The sequence below is a fragment of the Micromonospora sp. MGP-C2 genome, assembly GCF_057766525.1.
Window position 1 is genome coordinate 4,929,090 of the sequence record NZ_JBYMEN010000002.1, and the last position, 15,793, is coordinate 4,944,882.

A 15,793-nucleotide genomic window follows, 5' to 3' on the forward strand; every position below is an offset into this window, starting at 1 on the left:
CCCCCGTGGAAGCAGAGACGAGACAGGTGAACGTTATAGACGCACATCAGAGCGCACAAGGGTCCGAGCGTTCACCCCGCATCCTCCGACACCGACGCGGAAGACCCGGCAGGCACAGCTGCTGAGCCGCAAGAACTACACCACCGGTGAGCTGGCCATCTACCGCCGCTGAGATCCGCAACCAGGCGGTCTCGCCGCAAGCCTGCGTCGCCGGCGCTGCGGGCGCGATCGTGACTTCGTTGGGGTCCAGGAGCCGGGGGCGACGTCAGTCGACGGGGCGCAGCGCGTTGGACATCGCCGCCAGCATCACCTGGTCGGCAGGTCCTTCAACGATGTGCTCTTAAGCGGATGCCACCCGGGGTGAACCGATGCCAATGCGGGCCACTGCGGCCGACCGCCGGTCGCAAACCGGGGTTCGTGTGCTCGGGCTGTGGTCCTGGGCTGGGACAACGGCGGTCCGGGGAACGTGGGTGAACGCGGGCCACTCCCTGCCACCCCAGGTGAACCCCCAGGTCGCTAGACTGGGCCCTCGCGCCCCCGTAGCTCAGGGGATAGAGCATCGGTTTCCTAAACCGTGTGTCGCAGGTTCGAATCCTGCCGGGGGCACCTCAATACGCAGCCGAAACGCCATCTGAGCTGCCCATATGCGGGACCTGGGTGACACGTCCGGCTAGATCGCCGCCCGAAGGATGGCAACGAGGTCGTCGATGCTCCGTTGCGCGTCGAGCCTGTCCGCTTCGGTGGTCCACCCCTGGTGCCATGGCCCTTCAAGGCCGGCGACAAAGAGCAACGCCTCCAGTGCGGGGGCGGCGAGGTCCAGCGCGGACGTGGGAAGCAGGGCTAAGTCTGTCCCGTCCGACAGTTCCGTCAGGCGGTGTTGTAGGTGCAACCCGCCGGGAAGCGCGGCGGCCACGAGTGCTGCCGCAGCGACGACCTGGTCAGGGAAGAACCCCCGCCACAGGAGGCCGCGGTTGGCCAGGACGTAGGTGAACATGTGCCGGAGCGCGTCGACGTGCTGCTCTGGCGGCCGTTCGGCGAGTTCTTCGAGGAAGTCGAGGGCGCCGTCGCTGCTGAACGGCCCGGTTCCGAACGTGCCCACGTCACCCTCTCGTCAGGGGACAGCCACCGGCGAAGTCGATGAGCGCACTACGCAAGATCCTGCGCAGCGTAGAGCCCTGTCACGCACGTCCTGATACCGATGTGTCACGCAGGTCCCGAGACCGGACACCGGGCTGCCGGCGATGTTGTGCAAAGCTTCTGTGCGTCTTCAAGACGGCCCTGAACGGGCCGCGCGCCGCCGCTTGGGCGCGCGTCCGTCGCTCCGCCCGCTCCCCATGAGGGCGGGTCGGCGGCATACGGGATGGCTGATGATGTCGTGGGGCGGGGGCATACTCGCGCTGTGGATCAAGGACGTCAGATCGCAGAGCGTATGTACGAAGCCTTTAACCGTCGAGACGCAGTGGCCGCCAAGGACATTTTCGCCAGCAACTTCTACAGCCATCCATTGAAGGCCAGCGGCTGGGAGTGCGTGCAGCGCGCCTGGCAGCGTATGTGGGACCAGCATCCCGCCCTGAAGGTAAGCCTCAAGGATCTAGTCGGGGACGACCAACGCGTGGCAACTCGGACCGAGATGGCCGGGTTCGCCGATGGCTCGACGGCGACGATGCTGGAGATGTTCACCTACGAAGATGATCGCATCGTTGAGCTGTGGGGCCTTTCGGCCAAGGCGCAGGCGAAGCCTTAGTTCCGCTCCCCGCGCCTGCCGGTAGGCCGTGTCCTGGAAGTCGGAGACCGCACCCCGGGCGTCCCGCTCCGCCTGTGCCCGCTCCTCCACGGACATCGGCTTGCGTGACTTGCGCAGGCCCTTGTTACTCCGCGCAACCATGCAGCCGACCTGCTCGCCAGGGCTTGCCGTCACAGTGTGTGGATCACCAGTGGTGGGCCAGATTCAGGACCAGCGCCGCCACCGAGGTGAAGAAGAACACCGCCCATCCCACGAGCTGGCGGGAACGTACCCGCAGGTGCGCGATGAGCGCGCCGACGAAGTACAACACCAGGCCGGCGGCGGCGAGTGTCCCCAGTAGTGGCACGGCGAACCCGGCCAGGAGCCCCAACGCACCGGCTGCCAACGCCGTGCCCAACCTCGGCATCCAGGCCCGTGGCAGGCGCTTCATGTCCATCTGGGCCTTCGGGTAGTCGTGGCCGATCAGGTAGGTGACGGCGGCGACTCCGGTGAAGACCGAGGCGAGGATGGTGACCGTGACATAAGCGGCGTACATGTGCCCTCCCTTGTGGTTTGTGCTGCCTCAAGGACGGGCTGGTCCAACGGATTGTTACCGATGGCGTTGTGAGCTGACGCACAGACAATGGCGGGTGGGCTACGGGAAACCGCAGCCCACCAGCCGACCGGTCAGAGGAACTTGTACATCTCCTCGGACGCCGCCTCGGTGTCGCTGGCGGGCGGCGCGTCCACCGTGACGGGCTTGCCGAAGTCGCTCATGCGCATCTCGGTGACGAGGTCACCCAGCTTCTTGGTGGCGATCGTGTAGGAGAGCGCGGTGAGGCGCCCGTCGGCGTCGAGAGTCGCCTCGAACGGGACCGCCTTCGGGTCCTTCGCCAGCTTGGCGGTCGACTCGAGGCCCTCCCGCATCCCGGCTTCGCTGCTGGCCGCCTCGGCGGCCTTCTCCAGGTCGGCGACGCCGGTGTACCGACCGCTGCCCACCTCCTGGGCGGACACGACGCCGCCGATGAGGCCGGTTTGCGACTTCAGGTCGAAGGACTGGCGCAAGGAGCTGTTCGGCCTGAGCTTGGTGAGGTCGATCTTCATCCACGGCTTCTCGCCGTCGAGCGAGTCCGACTTGAGGTAGGCAGCATCGCCGATCAGCCGCGCCTCGATCGGTTCCGGGGCCTTGCCGGTCAAGTGCAGCGTGCGGGCGGCAGGGTCCATCTTTCCGCTCATGGTGATCGACTGGTTGCCGGCCTTGACCGAGGCATCCATGGTGAGCGGGCCGGCGAGGCTGCGGTCCATGCCCTGCTTGACGGCGGCGGTCGGCTCGACCTTGGACGCTGCGGGCGCGGCGGAGGACGATGACGCCGCCGGGTCGCCGGAATTGGTGCCGCAGCCGCTGACGAGGGTCACGGCGAGGGCAATCGAGAGGGCTGGGATCAGTCGACGCATAGACGTGACCCTAACGGGCGAGCGCTACCGATATTGCCCGAGTGCCGCCGCCGAGACCAGGCCAGCGGGTGGCTCAGGCCGCCGGTAGCTGCTCGGCTCGGGTGATCACCTGGTCGATGAGGCCGTACTCCCGGGCCTGCTCGGCGGTGAACCAGCGGTCCCGGTCCCAGTCGCGCTGGATCTCGTCCAGCGTCCGTCCGCTGTGCTGGGCGGTCAGCTCCTGCATCGTCCGCTTCACGTGCAGCATGTTCTCCGCCTGGATGGTGATGTCCGAGGCGGTCCCGCCCATTCCACCGGAGGGCTGGTGCATCATGATCCGCGAGTGCGGCAGCGCGTACCGCTTGCCGGCCGCCCCCGCGCACAGCAGGAACTGCCCCATCGAGCCGGCGAAGCCGAGCGCCAGGGTGGCCACGTCGTTGCGGACGTAGCGCATCGTGTCGTAGACCGCCATTCCCGCGCTGACCGACCCGCCCGGCGAGTTGATGTAGAGGTAGATGTCCGATTTGGCATCCTCGGCGGCGAGCAGCAGGATCTGCGCGCAGATCTGGTTGGCCGACTCCTCCGTCACCTCGGTGCCGAGGAAGACGATGCGTTCGCGCAGCAGCCGCTCGAACACCTGGTCACCGAAGGACGCCTGCGGGCCGTCCAGCATCCGTACGCCGTACTCGATCATGTGCCGCCGCCTCACGGTGCCGGCGGGCGATGGGACCGCCCGGGGGACCGGCGCCTTCAGCGTGCGCGCGGCGGCGGTGGCCAGCCCAGTGATTCTGCCGCCGGCAGATCCGCCGTCGGCAGAACCCACGCGGCCTACGCGGCGGTCAGCCGCCGCAGGCCCAGCCGGGTCGGTGCGCTGTCAGCCAGGGCGGCGGTACGCGGACCGGGGCGCGAGCCACCAGCGGAGGCTTTTCCGGCGACGGTGAGGGCCGGCTCGCTCGCCACCGGCCCCTGGTGCAGGACGAACCCGCCGATACGTGGACCCACCAGCAGGGTGGCGTTGCCGATCTCGCGCCGGGTCGCATCGACCCGCTCCAGGTGGGTGAGCGCGGCGCGCGGCGCGGCCGGGAGGCGGGGCTCGACCCGACGCATATCGTCGCGGGCCTCGCCGAGCAGGTCGGTGAGGCTGATGCCGAGCGCTCGGCAGATCGCCGCCAGCACCTCCGACGAGGCCTCCTTCCGGCCCCGCTCGACCTCCGAGAGGTAGGGCACCGAGACGTCGGCCGATGCAGCCACCTCGCGCAGCGTGCGGCCCTGACGCTGCCGGTGTCGGCGTAGCACTCCGCCGATGACTCGTCGCAGCAACGACATGCCGGCCTCACTTTCGCGGTCGTCGTCGGGAACACCCTCATCATGCCCGTCCCGGGCCGTCCAGGTTGTCCGCGAGCGACCCGGACGTGCGAAGCGGGACGTAACCGCTATGTTGTGGGCGTGCAGGCGACGGTGGCGGGGCAGGTTCGACGGTGATCCATTTCCCCGCGCAGCGCCGGGGCCCGCTGAGCGCGCTGAGCCTACGGCTCGCCGCCGCACTGGGCCTGGTCTTCGCCGTGGTCGCCGCCGTCTATATCGGCCGGGACGGCTACCGCGACGTCAACGAGGACGGCCTCACCCTGCTCGACTGCTTCTACTACGCGGTCGTGTCGCTCTCCACCACCGGCTACGGCGACATCACACCGGCCGCGCCGTCGGCCCGGCTGGTCAACGTCCTCTTCATCACTCCCGCCCGGGTGATCTTCCTTATCATCCTGGTCGGCACCACCCTGGAAGTTCTGACCGAGCAGTACCGGACCGGCCGTCGCCTGTCGCGGTGGAGGAGAAGCGTGAAGGACCACGTCATCATCTGCGGCTACGGCACCAAGGGGCGCAGCGCGGTCTCCGCCCTGATGGAGAACGGTCTGGACCGGTCGCGGATCGTGGTGGTGGAGCGCAGCGCCGCCGCCCTGCGGCAGGCCACCTCCGCCGGGCTGGTGGCGATCGAGGGCTCGGCGACCCGGTCGTCGGTGCTGAACGAGGCGCACGTCAAGAACGCGAAGGCCGTGATCATCGCGACCGACAGCGACGACGCCTCGGTGCTGGTCGCGCTGACGGTGCGGCAGCTCACCGCCGGGCAGGTCCGGATCATCGCGGCGGCGCGGGAGGCGGAGAACGCCCCGCTGCTCAAGCAGAGCGGTGCGCACCACGTGATCGTCTCCTCGGCCACCGCGGGCCGGCTTCTCGGTTTGTCCACCTCGGCCCCGCCGTTGATCGACGTGGTGGAGGATCTGCTCACTCCCGGTCAGGGCATGGCGTTGGCGATGCGCTCGGCCGAGCGGAGCGAGGTGGGTCGCTCGCCGCGCGAGCTGGAGTCACTGGTGATCGCCCTGGTGCGGCGGGGCAAGGTGGTCAGCCTGGCCGACCGGGCCGGTGCCGTGATCGAGACCGGCGACATGCTGGTGCACGTACGCGACGACCGCCCGCAGTCGGCGACGACCGCCTGACCCTGCGGCCGCCGCCGTCAGCAGTTGTCGACGTCGGCGCGGAGCGCCTCGGTGCAGATCACCGGTGTCGCGGAGACGGCCCGCCGGAGCAGTTCGTAGAGCGTCTCCCGTTCGGCGGGTCCCAGTGCGGTCAGCACCTCGTCCTCGGCGCCAGCCAGGGCGCATTCGGCCTCTTTGAGGTGTTTCGCACCGTCTTCGGTCAACTCGACGACGTGCCGTCGGCGGTCCTCCGGTGAGCGTCGACGCTCGACCAGGTGCTTCGCTTCCAGGTCGTTGAGCAGCCCGACGATGTTCGTGCTGTCCATTTCCAGGGTGCTGGCGAGCGCCTGCTGACTGCTGCCGCCGCCGTCCCGCAACACGGTGAGCGCGACCAGGTGCCGTGGCCGCAGGCCCAGTGGCGCCAGCACCGACTCCGACCGCAGTCGCATCCGCCGGGCCAGGTGGTCCAGGAGCGCGCCCGAACGGTGCTCCGAGGGATCTGGGGCCAGGGCCGACATGTGACCCAGTCTACCGAGTGATTGGAACATCTGCCTGCTATAAATAGTTGGCGCTACACAGACGATCCCTGGAGGGGGAACCATGCATCTTCTGCATATTGACTCGAGCATCCGCGGTGAGTGGTCGATCAGCCGGCGGCTCACCGCCCGCGCGGTCGCCGCATGGCGTGCGGCCCACCCGGACGGCACGGTGGACTACCGGGACCTCGGCGCCGAGCCGCTGCCGCACCTGGACGCGGACGGCGGGCTGGCTCGGATGACGCCGCCGGACCAGCACACCCCGGCCCAGCGCGAGTCCTGGGAGCTCAGCGAGCGGCTGGTCGACGAGGTGAAGCGGGCCGACGTGGTGCTGCTCGGCCTGCCGCTCTACAACTACGGCGCGCCCAGCAGCGTCAAGTCCTGGGTCGATCACCTGATCGTCGCCGGCCTCACCTACGACCCGACGACGCAGGAGGGCCTGCTCGGTGGACGCGAGTTCGTGGTGCTGGCCAGCCGGGGTGGCGGCTACGGCGAGGGCACCCCGCGCCACGGCTGGGACCACGCGGAGCAGTGGCTCCCGCACGGCCTGTCGATGACCGGCCTGGAGCCGCGCTTCATTCATGCCGAGCTGACCCTGGCGCCCTCGGTGCCGGCGATGGCCGAGCTGATCCCGCTGCACGAGGCCAGCCTCGCGGCGGCCGAGAAGGAGATCGACAACCTCTGGGTGCCGGCCTCCGCCCAGCGCTGAACAACCTGCGCCGAGCATGACGAACGGCCGCCCCCGAAACGGGGACGGCCGTTCGTCATGCCGTACGGGTCAGAGGATGGTCCATGTGTCGCCACTGCCCAGCAGGCCGGCGAGCTGCTGCTCGGGGGTCTCGGTGACAGTCGCCTTGGCGGCCGCGAGCTGACTCTGCACCACGCTGTCGTAGGACGGCCGGTCCACCGAGCGGAACACACCGATCGGGGTGTTGCGTAGGTCGAGACCGGGCAGCCGGGACAGCGCGAACGCGTACGCCGGGTCGGTCACCGTCGCGTCGTGCACGACGATCTCCTCCGGGCGGACCGAGCTGGTCTCCCGGACCTCCAGGCCGAAGCCACCCGGAGGGTGCACCACGCAGAACTGCCCGTCGGCGCCGAAGGTGATCGGCTGCCCGTGCTCCAGGCGGATCAGGTAGTCGTCCCGCGTGGACGGGTCCTTGAGCTGCTCGAACGCCCCATCGTTGAAGATGTTGCAGTTCTGGTAGATCTCCACGAACGCCGAACCCTCGTGCTCGGCGGCGGCCCGCAGCACCGACTGGAGGTGCTTTCGGTCCGAGTCGATGGTCCGGCCGACGAAGCTGGCCTCCGCGCCGAGCGCGAGCGAGAGCGGGTTGAACGGGGCGTCCGCCGAGCCTGCCGGGGTCGACTTGGTGACCTTGCCGACCTCGGAGGTGGGCGAATACTGGCCCTTGGTCAGACCGTAGATCCGGTTGTTGAACAGCAGGATCTTGAGGTTGACGTTGCGCCGCAACGCGTGGATCAGGTGGTTGCCGCCGATGGAGAGCGCGTCGCCGTCGCCGGTGACCACCCAGACCGACAGGTCCGGCCGGGACACCGACAGGCCGGTCGCGATCGCCGGGGCGCGGCCGTGGATCGAGTGCATCCCGTACGTGTTCATGTAGTACGGGAAGCGCGACGAGCAGCCGATCCCGGAGACGAAGACCGTGCGCTCCCGGGGGATGTTCAGCTCCGGCATGAACTGCTGGATGGCCGCCAGGATCGCGTAGTCACCGCAGCCGGGGCACCAGCGCACCTCCTGGTCGGACTTGAAGTCCTTCGCGGTGAGCTTGAGGGCGACGGGCTCAGACATTCTTCAGGACCTCTTCCAGCGTCGTCTCCAGCTCGGCGGCCGTGAACGGCAGGCCGCGGACCTGGTTGTAGCTGATCGCGTCGACCAGGTAGCGCGCCCGGATGACGTGGGCGAGCTGACCCAGGTTCATCTCCGGGATGACCACCTTGTCGTACGAGCGCAGCACCTCACCGAGGTTGGCCGGCATCGGGGCGAGGTGCCGCAGGTGTGCCTGGGCGATGGACAGCCCACGCTGGCGCACCCCGCGGCAGGCCGCGCCGATCGGCCCGTACGTCGAGCCCCAGCCGAGGACCAGCACCCGGGCGTCGCCGTCCGGGTCCTCCACCTCGATGTCGGGCACCGGAATCGTCTCGATCCGGGCCGCCCGGGTCCGCACCATGAAGTCGTGGTTGGCCGGGTCGTACGAGATGTCGCCGGTCTTGTCGGCCTTCTCCAGGCCGCCGATCCGGTGCTCCAGCCCGGCGGTGCCGGGGATCGCCCACGGGCGGGCCAGGGTCTCCGGGTCGCGCAGGTAGGGCAGGAAGGTGGTGCCGTCGTCGCCGTTGGGCTTGGTGGCGAACTCGACCCGCAGGTCTGGCAGCGACTCCACGTCGGGCAGCAGCCACGGCTCCGAACCGTTGGCGACGTAGTTGTCGGACAGCAGGATCACCGGAGTGCGGTAGGTCAGCGCGATCCGGGCCGCCTCCAGCGCCGCGAAGAAGCAGTCCGACGGTGACCGGGGCGCGATCACCGCGACGGGCGCCTCGCCGTGCCGGCCGTAGAGCGCCATGTTGAGGTCGGCCTGCTCGGTCTTGGTCGGCATGCCGGTCGACGGGCCGGCGCGCTGCACGTCCACGATCACCAGCGGCAGCTCCAGCGCCACCGCGAGCGAGATCGTCTCGCTCTTGAGCGCCACACCGGGGCCGCTGGTGGTGGTCACGCCGAGCGAGCCGCCGTACGACGCACCCAGCGCGGCGCCGACAGCGGCGATCTCGTCCTCGGCCTGCACTGTGAGAACGCCGAAGCGCTTGTGCTTGCTCAGCTCGTGCAGGATGTCGGAGGCGGGCGTGATCGGGTATGCGCCGAGGAAGACCGGCAGCCCGGACCGGACCCCGGCGGCGACCAGCCCCAGCGAGAGCGCCGCGTTGCCGGTGATGTTGCGGTAGGTGCCCGGCTTCATCTTCGCCGGCTTGACCTCGTAGCGGACCGCGAAGTCCTCGGTCGTCTCGCCGAAGTTCCAGCCGGCCTTGAAGGCGGCGACGTTCGCCGCGACCAGCTCCGGACGGGCCGCGAACTTGCGCTCCAGGAAGCGCAGCGTCGACTTGAAGGGCCGGGAGTACATCCAGGAGAGCAGGCCGAGGGCGAACATGTTCTTCGACCGCTCGGCGTCCTTCTTGGACACCTGGTACGCGGCGAGCGCACCGACCGTCATCGAGGTCAGCGCCACCGGGTGCACGACGTAGCCGGCCAGCGAGTCGTCGTCCAGAGGGCTGGCCTGGTAGCCGACCTTGGCGAGGTTGCGCTTGGTGAACTCGTCGGTGTTGACGATGATGTCCGCGCCGCGCGGCAGATCGGCCAGGTTGGCCTTGAGGGCCGCCGGGTTCATCGCCACCAGCACGTTCGGCGCGTCGCCCGGTGTGAGGATGTCGTAGTCGGCGAAGTGCACCTGGAAGCTCGACACACCGGGCAGGGTGCCGGCGGGAGCCCGGATCTCGGCGGGGAAGTTTGGCAGCGTGGAGATGTCGTTGCCGAGCTGCGCCGTCTCCGAGGTGAACCGGTCGCCGGTCAGCTGCATGCCGTCGCCGGAGTCACCGGCGAATCGGATGACCACCCGGTCGAGCTGACGGATCTGCTTGGTCACTGTGCCACCTTCGTTCGCGACTGCGGGGCTCGCAGAAACTCGCCATGCCCGGCCACGGAACCTCCTTGACGCAACGTGTCACCGCACCGCCCCAGGCTGGTCCGGCCGCTGTCGTACCTCACCTGAGAGCCTACGTCTAAGGGAGCCCTAACCATCCCCGGAGGTCCGCCGACTGGGACCCCTAACCGCTGCGGATTGCCCCGGTTTGCGGTGTTACGCCCCGCCCGCCGTAATTCAGATCACCACTGGATCACCACGGCGACCCCGACGGGGTGCGGCGGGGTCGCCGTGGTGATCACTCGACCGGGTTGGGCGCGGGCCCGGGCGCCGGGCCGTTGAGGCGGCGGCGCAGCGAGACAGTGGCCAGGGTGAGGGCGAGCACCACCAGCAGCGTGGAGACCACGATCAGGATGATCGCGGTGCGCTGCACCGAGGTCATCCCGCCGTCGCCGTTGGCAGCACCCCCGGGGAGTACGCCCTGGGAACCGGTCGGTGCGGGCGGTGAGACCACCGGTGTGGCCAGCGCGGCCGCAGCGGTGATCCGGAAGCTCATCTGGAGTTGCCGGGTCGCGCCGCTGCGTGGGTCGAGTTGACCGATCAGGGCACCGGACAGCGGTGCACCCCGCTGGGCCTCCGGCGTCGCCTCCACCGGCAGCCGCAACTCGGCGGTCTTACCCGCCGCCACCAGGCCCGCGTCGCAGCGGGTCCGGGTCGGGTCGACTGTCACGCAGCCGGGCGGCGGAGTCGGAACGGTCACCCCGGGTGGCAGCACGACCTCGACCCGGCCGGTGGCGTCCACCGCGCCGGTGTTGCCCAGTCGGAGCGCGAGGGTGCTGGCGGTGCCGCTGATGTCGAAGGCCACCTCGTCGGCGGCGAGAGCGATCCCGGCCGCCGGCGGGCCGGGCGGGAAGAGCACCGCGAAGCCCTGGTCGTCCTTTGCTTCCCCGGGCACTCCCGGCGCGTCCGCGACGACCTGGACGGAGCCGGCGAGCGGCATCTGCTTCCACGCGCTGCCGTCGACCCGCAGGCGGAGCAGGGCGCTGAAGCGTACGCCCGCCTCGGCTGTCCAGGCCCCACAGCGGTACGTGCCGTCACCGGCGGCGGTGCAGCCCTTCGTGCCGACGTCGGTCAGCCCGGCCGGCAGCGTGTACGAGAGCCGGATCCGCTGCGCGGTCGTGCCCGTGTTGTTGACGGTGACCTGCAACGTGGTGGCCGTGCTGGCGGCGTTCCAGTAGGCCTCGGTGAGGGTGACGTCCTGGGTGGTGACCTGGACGCCCAACGGGCTCGGCGGCGGCGCCGCCGAGCCTGGGGGAGGCGGGCGGACCGGCGGGACCGGGGGTGGCGGCGCGATCGGGGGCACCGCCGTCGGTGGTCCGCCGGGCGCGGGCGCGGTGGTGGTCGGTGCCGGAGGCACCTCCGGGGCGGTGGTCACCGGTGGCGGTGGCGTCGTCTCCGGCGCGGGTGCGGTGGTCTCCGGTGCCGGGTCGGTGGGCACCGGATCCGTCGGCTCCTCGGTCGGGGTCGGATCCTGCGACGCGGTGGTCTCCGGTTCGCTGACCGGGTCGGTCACCATCACGACCGGCTCGGGCTCCGGCGTCGCCGCGTTGGCTCCGGTCGGTCCCACGGCGAGCGCCGTGAGCAGGCCGAGCGCGAGCGCGGCCGCCAGCGAGGGCGCGGTACGTCGCACCTCCGCCCGGAGACCGGGCAATGCCTTCACGCGGGCCATCTGTCCTCCGTGCCGTGGGTGGGGGTCCAGTATTCGGTAACAGTTGCCCTGGTGCACTAGTCCCGTCCGGAAACAAATTCGTAACGTGTTTGGGACGACGCCTCCGGCCGGACGGTAGGCTCCCGAACTGTGACCGGATACCTGGGCTCGTACGCGACGCTCGGGCTCTTACTGCTCGCCAGCGTCCTGTTCTTCGTTACGGCGTTCTCGGCCAACCGGGTGTTACGTCCCGCGCGTCCGGCCGACCCGCCCGGCAAGCGGACCAGCTACGAGTGCGGTCTCGACCCGGTCGGCGCGGACTGGGCGCAGATGCAGATCCGCTACTACGTGTACGCGTACCTGTACGTGCTGTTCGCGGTCGAGGCGGTGTTCCTCTTCCCCTGGGCGGTGGTCTTCGACCGGCCGGGCTTCGGCCTGGTGACGGTGGTGGAGATGGCGGTGTTCGTGGCGGTGCTCGCGCTCGGCATCCTCTATGCCTGGCGCAGGAACATCCTCGGCTGGACCTGAGCGTCACGACCTCCGGCGATCGTGTCGGCCCGCCCGGCCGTTAGCGGTCGGTTACGGCGACGACCGGTCAGGCCAGCCCTCGGCGGGTCGCTGCCGGCGGGCGGTCACCCCGGATCGAGGCCACCATGTCCAGCACCCGGCGGGTGGGGCCGACCTGGTGGGCCCGGAAGACCCGGGCGCCCAGCCAGGCCGACACCGCCGTCGCGGCCAGCGTCCCCTCCAGCCGTTCGGCCACCGGCAGGTCCAGCGTCTCGCCGACGAAGTCCTTGTTGGAGAGCGCCACCAGCACCGGCCAGCCGGTCGAGGTCAGCTCGTCCAGTCGGCGGGTGATCTCCAGGGAATGCCGGGTGTTCTTGCCGAAGTCGTGTGCCGGGTCGATGAGGATGCCGTCGGGGCGTACCCCTGCCGCCACCGCGCGCTCGGCGAGACCGGTCACCGTCGCCACCACGTCGGCGACCACGTCGTCGAAGGCGGCCCGGTGTGGCCTGGTCCGGGGGACCAGGCCGCCGGCGTGCGAACAGACCAGGCCCGCGCCGGTCTGCGCGGCCACCCGGGCCAGCGCCGGGTCGGCACCCGACCAGGTGTCGTTGAGCAGGTCGGCGCCGGCCGCCACGGCCTCCGTGGCCACCTCGGCGCGCCAGGTGTCGATGGAGATGACCACCTCCGGGAACGCGGCCCGGACGGCGGCGATGGTGTCCACCGTGCGCCGGATCTCCTCGGCGGCGCCCACGTCCGCGCCGGGGCCGGCCTTGACCCCGCCGATGTCGATGATGGCCGCGCCCTCGGCCACCGCCCGCTCCACCGCGCGCAGGGCGCCGTCGGCGGCGAAGGTGGCCCCCCGGTCGAAGAACGAGTCCGGCGTGCGGTTGATGATCGCCATCACCACCAGCTCGCCGGGGGCGAACGTGCGCCCACCCAGCCGAAGCGCCCCCGCCATGCCGCCTCCTGAGAGTCCGCGCCGTCGCCGCCGCGTCGGCCGGTCCCGACGCTAGTCGGTCGACGGAGGAGAACCGTGGGCGGGAGTCCGCACCGATCATGATCGGAACGGGTGGCGGGGTCGCTCCTGGCCGGCTGCCATGCCACGATCAGTACATGGGTCAGCTTCTGCTCCTTCTGGTCGTGGCATTGACCGTCGCGGCGGTGATATTCGGCGTTACGGTGCTGGTCAGCGGCCGCGATCCCGGCCTGGTGCCCACCGAACCGGACTCCCAGGCCGTGGCGTTGCCGGGCACCCGTCCGCTGCGCGAATCCGACGTGGGGGCGGTCCGTTTCGACACCGGGTTGCGCGGGTACCGGATGGCCCAGGTCGATCAGGCGATGCGCCGCGCCGCCTACGACATCGGCTACAAGTCCGAGCTGATCGGCGTTCTGGAGGCGGAGGTCACCGCGTTGCGTGAAGGCCGCACCGACGACGCGGAGGCGCTGCGCCAGGCCCGTGAGCAGTCCGCCAGCAAGGCGACGAACGCGGACGTGGCCAACCCGGACGACAACACGTCATCGACCGATGTCGTGGGTTCCGACGCCGACCCGCTGCCCGCCGCCACGTCGTCTCCGGCGGATTCCGACGGTGTGGCCCCGCTCGACGGCGAGCCGCCGGTCGACAGCGAGCCGGCCGATCGTGAGCAGACCGACGGCGCGTCCGCCGACGGCACCGGGCAGCGCGACGTGGTGGTCCGGTCGGAGTCGGCGTGACCGACCCGGGAGGCGCTGACGACCTTCGGGAGGCAGCCCAACCCGGCGCCGGCGAGGTGACCGCCACGGTGATCGTCGACGCCCCGGCGGAGCAGGTCTTCGCCGCGCTGCTCGCCTGGGAGCGCCAGTCCGACTGGATCCCGTTCACCCGTGTCCGGGTGGTCGAGGGTGACGGGCGCGAGGGCAGCCGGATCGAGGCGGTGACCGCGGTCGGCCGGGCCACACTGCGCGACGAGATGCGGGTGGTGCGGGTCGACGAACCGTACGAGATCGGCGTCGTGCACCACGGTCAGTTGCTGCGCGGCCCGGGCGTGCTGCGCTGCACCCAGCTGGGCCGGGCCCGCACCCAGGTCGTCTGGCACGAGTGGTTCCACCTGCCGGGCGGCCGGGCCGGTCGACTGGCCTGGCCGCTGCTCTGGCCCGGCTCCAAGCTCGGCCTCACCCAGGCGCTGAAGAGGTTCGCCCGTCTGGTCGAGCAGGGCCAACTGCCCTGACCGCGCCCGGTGCCGGCTGCCAGCCCGGCGCTCGGAAGAGGTGCCCGACCCGATGCCGCCAGGTCGCTGCGGCGCGGAGGTCCCGGGCGATCGACGCGTACTCGTGGAAGGCCACCCGGACAGGGTTGTAGCTGCCGACGTTCTTGGTGAGGCCGTACACGCAGCGCTCCCGCTCGGCGGCGAACGAGCCGAAGAGCCGGTCCCAGACGATCAGGATGCCGCCGAAGTTGCGGTCCAGGTAGCCGCCCTGGGAGGCGTGGTGCACCCGGTGGTGCGACGGGGTGTTGAACACCGCCTCGTACCAGCGTGGCATGCGGTCGATGCGTTCGGTGTGGATCCAGAACTGGTAGAGCAGGTTGACCGAGCCGCAGAACGCGACCACCGCCGGGTGTACGCCGATGAGGATCAGCGGGATGTAGAAGACCCAACTGGTCAGCCCGGTCCACGGTTGGCGCAGCGCCGTGGAGAGGTTGAACCGCTGCGATGAGTGGTGCACCACGTGCGAGGCCCAGAGGATCCGGATCACGTGGTGGCCGCGATGGGACCAGTAGTAGAAGAAGTCCTGCGCGAGCAGGATCAGTGGCCAGGTCCACCAGACCTCGGCCACCCGCAGCGGGGTGAGCGCGTAGAGCAGCGCGTACGCGGCGGCGATCGGCACCTTCCAGAGCAGGTCGGTGAAGATGCTGCCCAGGCCCATCGCCAGGCTGGTCGCGGTGTCGGCGCCGCCGTAGCCGACCTCGTCGTCGTCTCGGTGCAGCAGGTAGGAGACCCGCTCCAGCACGATGAGCAGCACGAAGGCCGGGATCGACCAGGCGATGACGTCCGGGAATTCTTTCATCGCGCGGCCTCCGCTCGCCGTCGCCGGTCGGGGCGCACCGCTGGGTGACCCCGAGCTACCGGTCGGTAACCAGCACCTTAGGCAGCCCAACGCCCGGTGGCAATGGGGTGTCGGTGCGATGCCCTAGCGTGTACGAGGTGACAGACCTGGTGATCGGCGCCGACGGCCTGGCGCGCTGCGCGTGGGGGTCGAGCACCCCCGACTACGCCGTCTACCACGACACCGAGTGGGGGCGGCCGGTGCGCGGCGACGACGCGCTCTACGAGCGGATGACGCTGGAGGCGTTCCAGTCAGGCCTGTCCTGGTTGACCATCCTGCGCAAGCGCCCGGCGTTCCGGCTGGCCTTCGACGAGTTCCACCTCCCGACCGTCGCCGCATACGGCGATGCCGACGTGACCCGGCTGCTGGCCGACGCGGGCATCGTCCGTAACCGGGCCAAGATCGAGGCGGCGATCGCCAACGCCCGCGCCGCACTGGAGCTGCCGGAGGGGCTGTCCGCGCTGCTCTGGTCCTTCGCTCCGGAGCGCCGGCCGGCCCGTCCCGCCTCGTTCGCCGAGCTGGCGCCGATCACTGGAGAGTCGACGGCGATGGCCAAGGCGCTCAAGAAGCGCGGCTTCCGGTTCGTGGGCCCGACCACCGCGTACGCGCTGATGCAGGCCACCGGCATGGTCGACGATCACATCGTCGGCTGTCACGTCACCCTCCCATCGGCGACATGA

18 protein-coding genes and 1 tRNA gene are annotated in these 15,793 nt (G+C 70.3%); 8 read left to right on the plus strand and 11 right to left on the minus strand.

Features of this window, described 5'->3' with window-relative positions:
* Window positions 1-533: 533 nt before the first annotated feature.
* Window positions 534-606, plus strand: a tRNA-Arg gene (locus tag AC3CF1_RS22655).
* A 64-nt stretch (window positions 607-670) separates the two neighbouring features.
* On the opposite strand, the gene AC3CF1_RS22660 is transcribed toward AC3CF1_RS22655, so the two are convergent.
* On the minus strand, window positions 671-1,099 hold the full coding sequence (locus AC3CF1_RS22660) for a DUF4259 domain-containing protein (protein WP_354983565.1): 429 nt from the start codon (window positions 1,097-1,099) through the stop codon (window positions 671-673).
* Between the two features lie 300 nt (window positions 1,100-1,399).
* Between AC3CF1_RS22660 and AC3CF1_RS22665 the strand changes: the two genes are divergently transcribed.
* Window positions 1,400-1,744, plus strand: coding sequence for a nuclear transport factor 2 family protein (locus AC3CF1_RS22665; protein WP_488451218.1), 345 nt, complete (start codon window positions 1,400-1,402; stop codon window positions 1,742-1,744).
* A gap of 184 nt (window positions 1,745-1,928) precedes the next feature.
* Here AC3CF1_RS22665 and AC3CF1_RS22670 read toward each other — a convergent pair whose 3' ends face one another.
* The 4 genes from AC3CF1_RS22670 to AC3CF1_RS22685 all read right to left on the minus strand — a co-directional run bounded on the left by AC3CF1_RS22670 (window position 1,929) and on the right by AC3CF1_RS22685 (window position 4,483).
* Window positions 1,929-2,279, minus strand: a complete 351-nt coding sequence (locus AC3CF1_RS22670) for a DoxX family protein (protein ID WP_488451219.1) — start codon at window positions 2,277-2,279, stop codon at window positions 1,929-1,931.
* Between the two features lie 131 nt (window positions 2,280-2,410).
* Window positions 2,411-3,178 (minus strand): hypothetical protein, encoded by a 768-nt coding sequence (locus tag AC3CF1_RS22675; RefSeq protein ID WP_488451220.1) that lies wholly within the window; start codon window positions 3,176-3,178, stop codon window positions 2,411-2,413.
* A 73-nt stretch (window positions 3,179-3,251) separates the two neighbouring features.
* Window positions 3,252-3,851 carry a ClpP family protease gene (locus tag AC3CF1_RS22680; protein ID WP_354983569.1) on the minus strand — a complete coding sequence of 200 codons (600 nt, stop codon included), beginning with the start codon at window positions 3,849-3,851 and terminating at the stop codon, window positions 3,252-3,254.
* A gap of 134 nt (window positions 3,852-3,985) precedes the next feature.
* A complete protein-coding gene (locus AC3CF1_RS22685) occupies window positions 3,986-4,483 on the minus strand; it encodes a helix-turn-helix domain-containing protein (protein ID WP_488451221.1) in 498 nt (165 codons plus the stop codon).
* A gap of 152 nt (window positions 4,484-4,635) precedes the next feature.
* On the opposite strand from AC3CF1_RS22685, the gene AC3CF1_RS22690 reads away from it, so the two are divergent.
* Window positions 4,636-5,649, plus strand: a complete 1,014-nt coding sequence (locus AC3CF1_RS22690) for a potassium channel family protein (RefSeq protein ID WP_088951350.1) — start codon at window positions 4,636-4,638, stop codon at window positions 5,647-5,649.
* A gap of 17 nt (window positions 5,650-5,666) precedes the next feature.
* Here AC3CF1_RS22690 and AC3CF1_RS22695 read toward each other — a convergent pair whose 3' ends face one another.
* Window positions 5,667-6,146, minus strand: a complete 480-nt coding sequence (locus AC3CF1_RS22695) for a MarR family winged helix-turn-helix transcriptional regulator (RefSeq protein WP_185755183.1) — start codon at window positions 6,144-6,146, stop codon at window positions 5,667-5,669.
* Between the two features lie 82 nt (window positions 6,147-6,228).
* Here AC3CF1_RS22695 and AC3CF1_RS22700 point away from each other — a divergent pair, with 82 nt between their 5' ends.
* Window positions 6,229-6,873, plus strand: coding sequence for an FMN-dependent NADH-azoreductase (locus AC3CF1_RS22700; protein WP_327648540.1), 645 nt, complete (start codon window positions 6,229-6,231; stop codon window positions 6,871-6,873).
* Between the two features lie 69 nt (window positions 6,874-6,942).
* Here AC3CF1_RS22700 and AC3CF1_RS22705 read toward each other — a convergent pair whose 3' ends face one another.
* The 3 genes from AC3CF1_RS22705 to AC3CF1_RS22715 all read right to left on the minus strand — a co-directional run bounded on the left by AC3CF1_RS22705 (window position 6,943) and on the right by AC3CF1_RS22715 (window position 11,543).
* The gene (locus AC3CF1_RS22705) at window positions 6,943-7,977 is read right to left on the minus strand and encodes a 2-oxoacid:ferredoxin oxidoreductase subunit beta (RefSeq protein WP_425737821.1); all 1,035 of its coding nucleotides are present in this window, start codon (window positions 7,975-7,977) and stop codon (window positions 6,943-6,945) included.
* Window positions 7,970-9,817 carry a 2-oxoacid:acceptor oxidoreductase subunit alpha gene (locus tag AC3CF1_RS22710; protein ID WP_488451222.1) on the minus strand — a complete coding sequence of 616 codons (1,848 nt, stop codon included), beginning with the start codon at window positions 9,815-9,817 and terminating at the stop codon, window positions 7,970-7,972. Before AC3CF1_RS22710 ends, AC3CF1_RS22705 begins: the two co-directional genes overlap by 8 nt.
* A 295-nt stretch (window positions 9,818-10,112) precedes the next feature.
* Window positions 10,113-11,543, minus strand: a complete 1,431-nt coding sequence (locus tag AC3CF1_RS22715) for a hypothetical protein (RefSeq protein WP_355161245.1) — start codon at window positions 11,541-11,543, stop codon at window positions 10,113-10,115.
* Window positions 11,544-11,672: 129 nt separating this feature from the next.
* Here AC3CF1_RS22715 and ndhC point away from each other — a divergent pair, with 129 nt between their 5' ends.
* Entirely contained in the window at window positions 11,673-12,050 is a 378-nt protein-coding gene (ndhC, locus tag AC3CF1_RS22720; protein ID WP_488451223.1) for an NADH-quinone oxidoreductase subunit A, read from the plus strand.
* 67 nt (window positions 12,051-12,117) lie between these two features.
* Here the strand turns inward: ndhC and folP are convergent, their stop codons facing one another.
* On the minus strand, window positions 12,118-12,987 hold the full coding sequence (gene folP, locus AC3CF1_RS22725) for a dihydropteroate synthase (protein ID WP_488451224.1): 870 nt from the start codon (window positions 12,985-12,987) through the stop codon (window positions 12,118-12,120).
* 155 nt (window positions 12,988-13,142) lie between these two features.
* Between folP and AC3CF1_RS22730 the strand changes: the two genes are divergently transcribed.
* Complete coding sequence (locus tag AC3CF1_RS22730; protein WP_488451225.1) at window positions 13,143-13,742, plus strand: DivIVA domain-containing protein; 600 nt, start codon at window positions 13,143-13,145, stop codon at window positions 13,740-13,742.
* Window positions 13,739-14,236, plus strand: coding sequence for an SRPBCC family protein (locus AC3CF1_RS22735; RefSeq protein WP_099850281.1), 498 nt, complete (start codon window positions 13,739-13,741; stop codon window positions 14,234-14,236). The genes AC3CF1_RS22730 and AC3CF1_RS22735 overlap by 4 nt, the downstream gene beginning before the upstream one ends.
* Here the strand turns inward: AC3CF1_RS22735 and AC3CF1_RS22740 are convergent.
* The gene (locus AC3CF1_RS22740) at window positions 14,181-15,074 is read right to left on the minus strand and encodes a sterol desaturase family protein (protein ID WP_099850283.1); all 894 of its coding nucleotides are present in this window, start codon (window positions 15,072-15,074) and stop codon (window positions 14,181-14,183) included. The genes AC3CF1_RS22735 and AC3CF1_RS22740 overlap by 56 nt on opposite strands.
* 137 nt (window positions 15,075-15,211) lie before the next feature.
* Between AC3CF1_RS22740 and AC3CF1_RS22745 the strand changes: the two genes are divergently transcribed.
* A complete protein-coding gene (locus tag AC3CF1_RS22745; protein WP_488451226.1) occupies window positions 15,212-15,793 on the plus strand; it encodes a DNA-3-methyladenine glycosylase I in 582 nt (193 codons plus the stop codon).

What these genes read in the sequence shown, in the direction of transcription:
- AC3CF1_RS22670 (WP_488451219.1), bottom strand. Translation starts at nt 2,279, where the DNA reads ATGTACGCCGCTTATGTCACGGTCACCATCCTCGCCTCGGTCTTCACC.
- AC3CF1_RS22675 (WP_488451220.1), bottom strand. Translation starts at nt 3,178, where the DNA reads ATGCGTCGACTGATCCCAGCCCTCTCGATTGCCCTCGCCGTGACCCTC.
- AC3CF1_RS22680 (WP_354983569.1), bottom strand. Translation starts at nt 3,851, where the DNA reads ATGATCGAGTACGGCGTACGGATGCTGGACGGCCCGCAGGCGTCCTTC.
- AC3CF1_RS22685 (WP_488451221.1), bottom strand. Translation starts at nt 4,483, where the DNA reads ATGTCGTTGCTGCGACGAGTCATCGGCGGAGTGCTACGCCGACACCGG.
- AC3CF1_RS22695 (WP_185755183.1), bottom strand. Translation starts at nt 6,146, where the DNA reads ATGTCGGCCCTGGCCCCAGATCCCTCGGAGCACCGTTCGGGCGCGCTC.
- AC3CF1_RS22700 (WP_327648540.1), top strand. Translation starts at nt 6,229, where the DNA reads ATGCATCTTCTGCATATTGACTCGAGCATCCGCGGTGAGTGGTCGATC.
- AC3CF1_RS22705 (WP_425737821.1), bottom strand. Translation starts at nt 7,977, where the DNA reads ATGTCTGAGCCCGTCGCCCTCAAGCTCACCGCGAAGGACTTCAAGTCC.
- AC3CF1_RS22715 (WP_355161245.1), bottom strand. Translation starts at nt 11,543, where the DNA reads ATGGCCCGCGTGAAGGCATTGCCCGGTCTCCGGGCGGAGGTGCGACGT.
- folP (WP_488451224.1), bottom strand. Translation starts at nt 12,987, where the DNA reads ATGGCGGGGGCGCTTCGGCTGGGTGGGCGCACGTTCGCCCCCGGCGAG.
- AC3CF1_RS22730 (WP_488451225.1), top strand. Translation starts at nt 13,143, where the DNA reads ATGGGTCAGCTTCTGCTCCTTCTGGTCGTGGCATTGACCGTCGCGGCG.
- AC3CF1_RS22740 (WP_099850283.1), bottom strand. Translation starts at nt 15,074, where the DNA reads ATGAAAGAATTCCCGGACGTCATCGCCTGGTCGATCCCGGCCTTCGTG.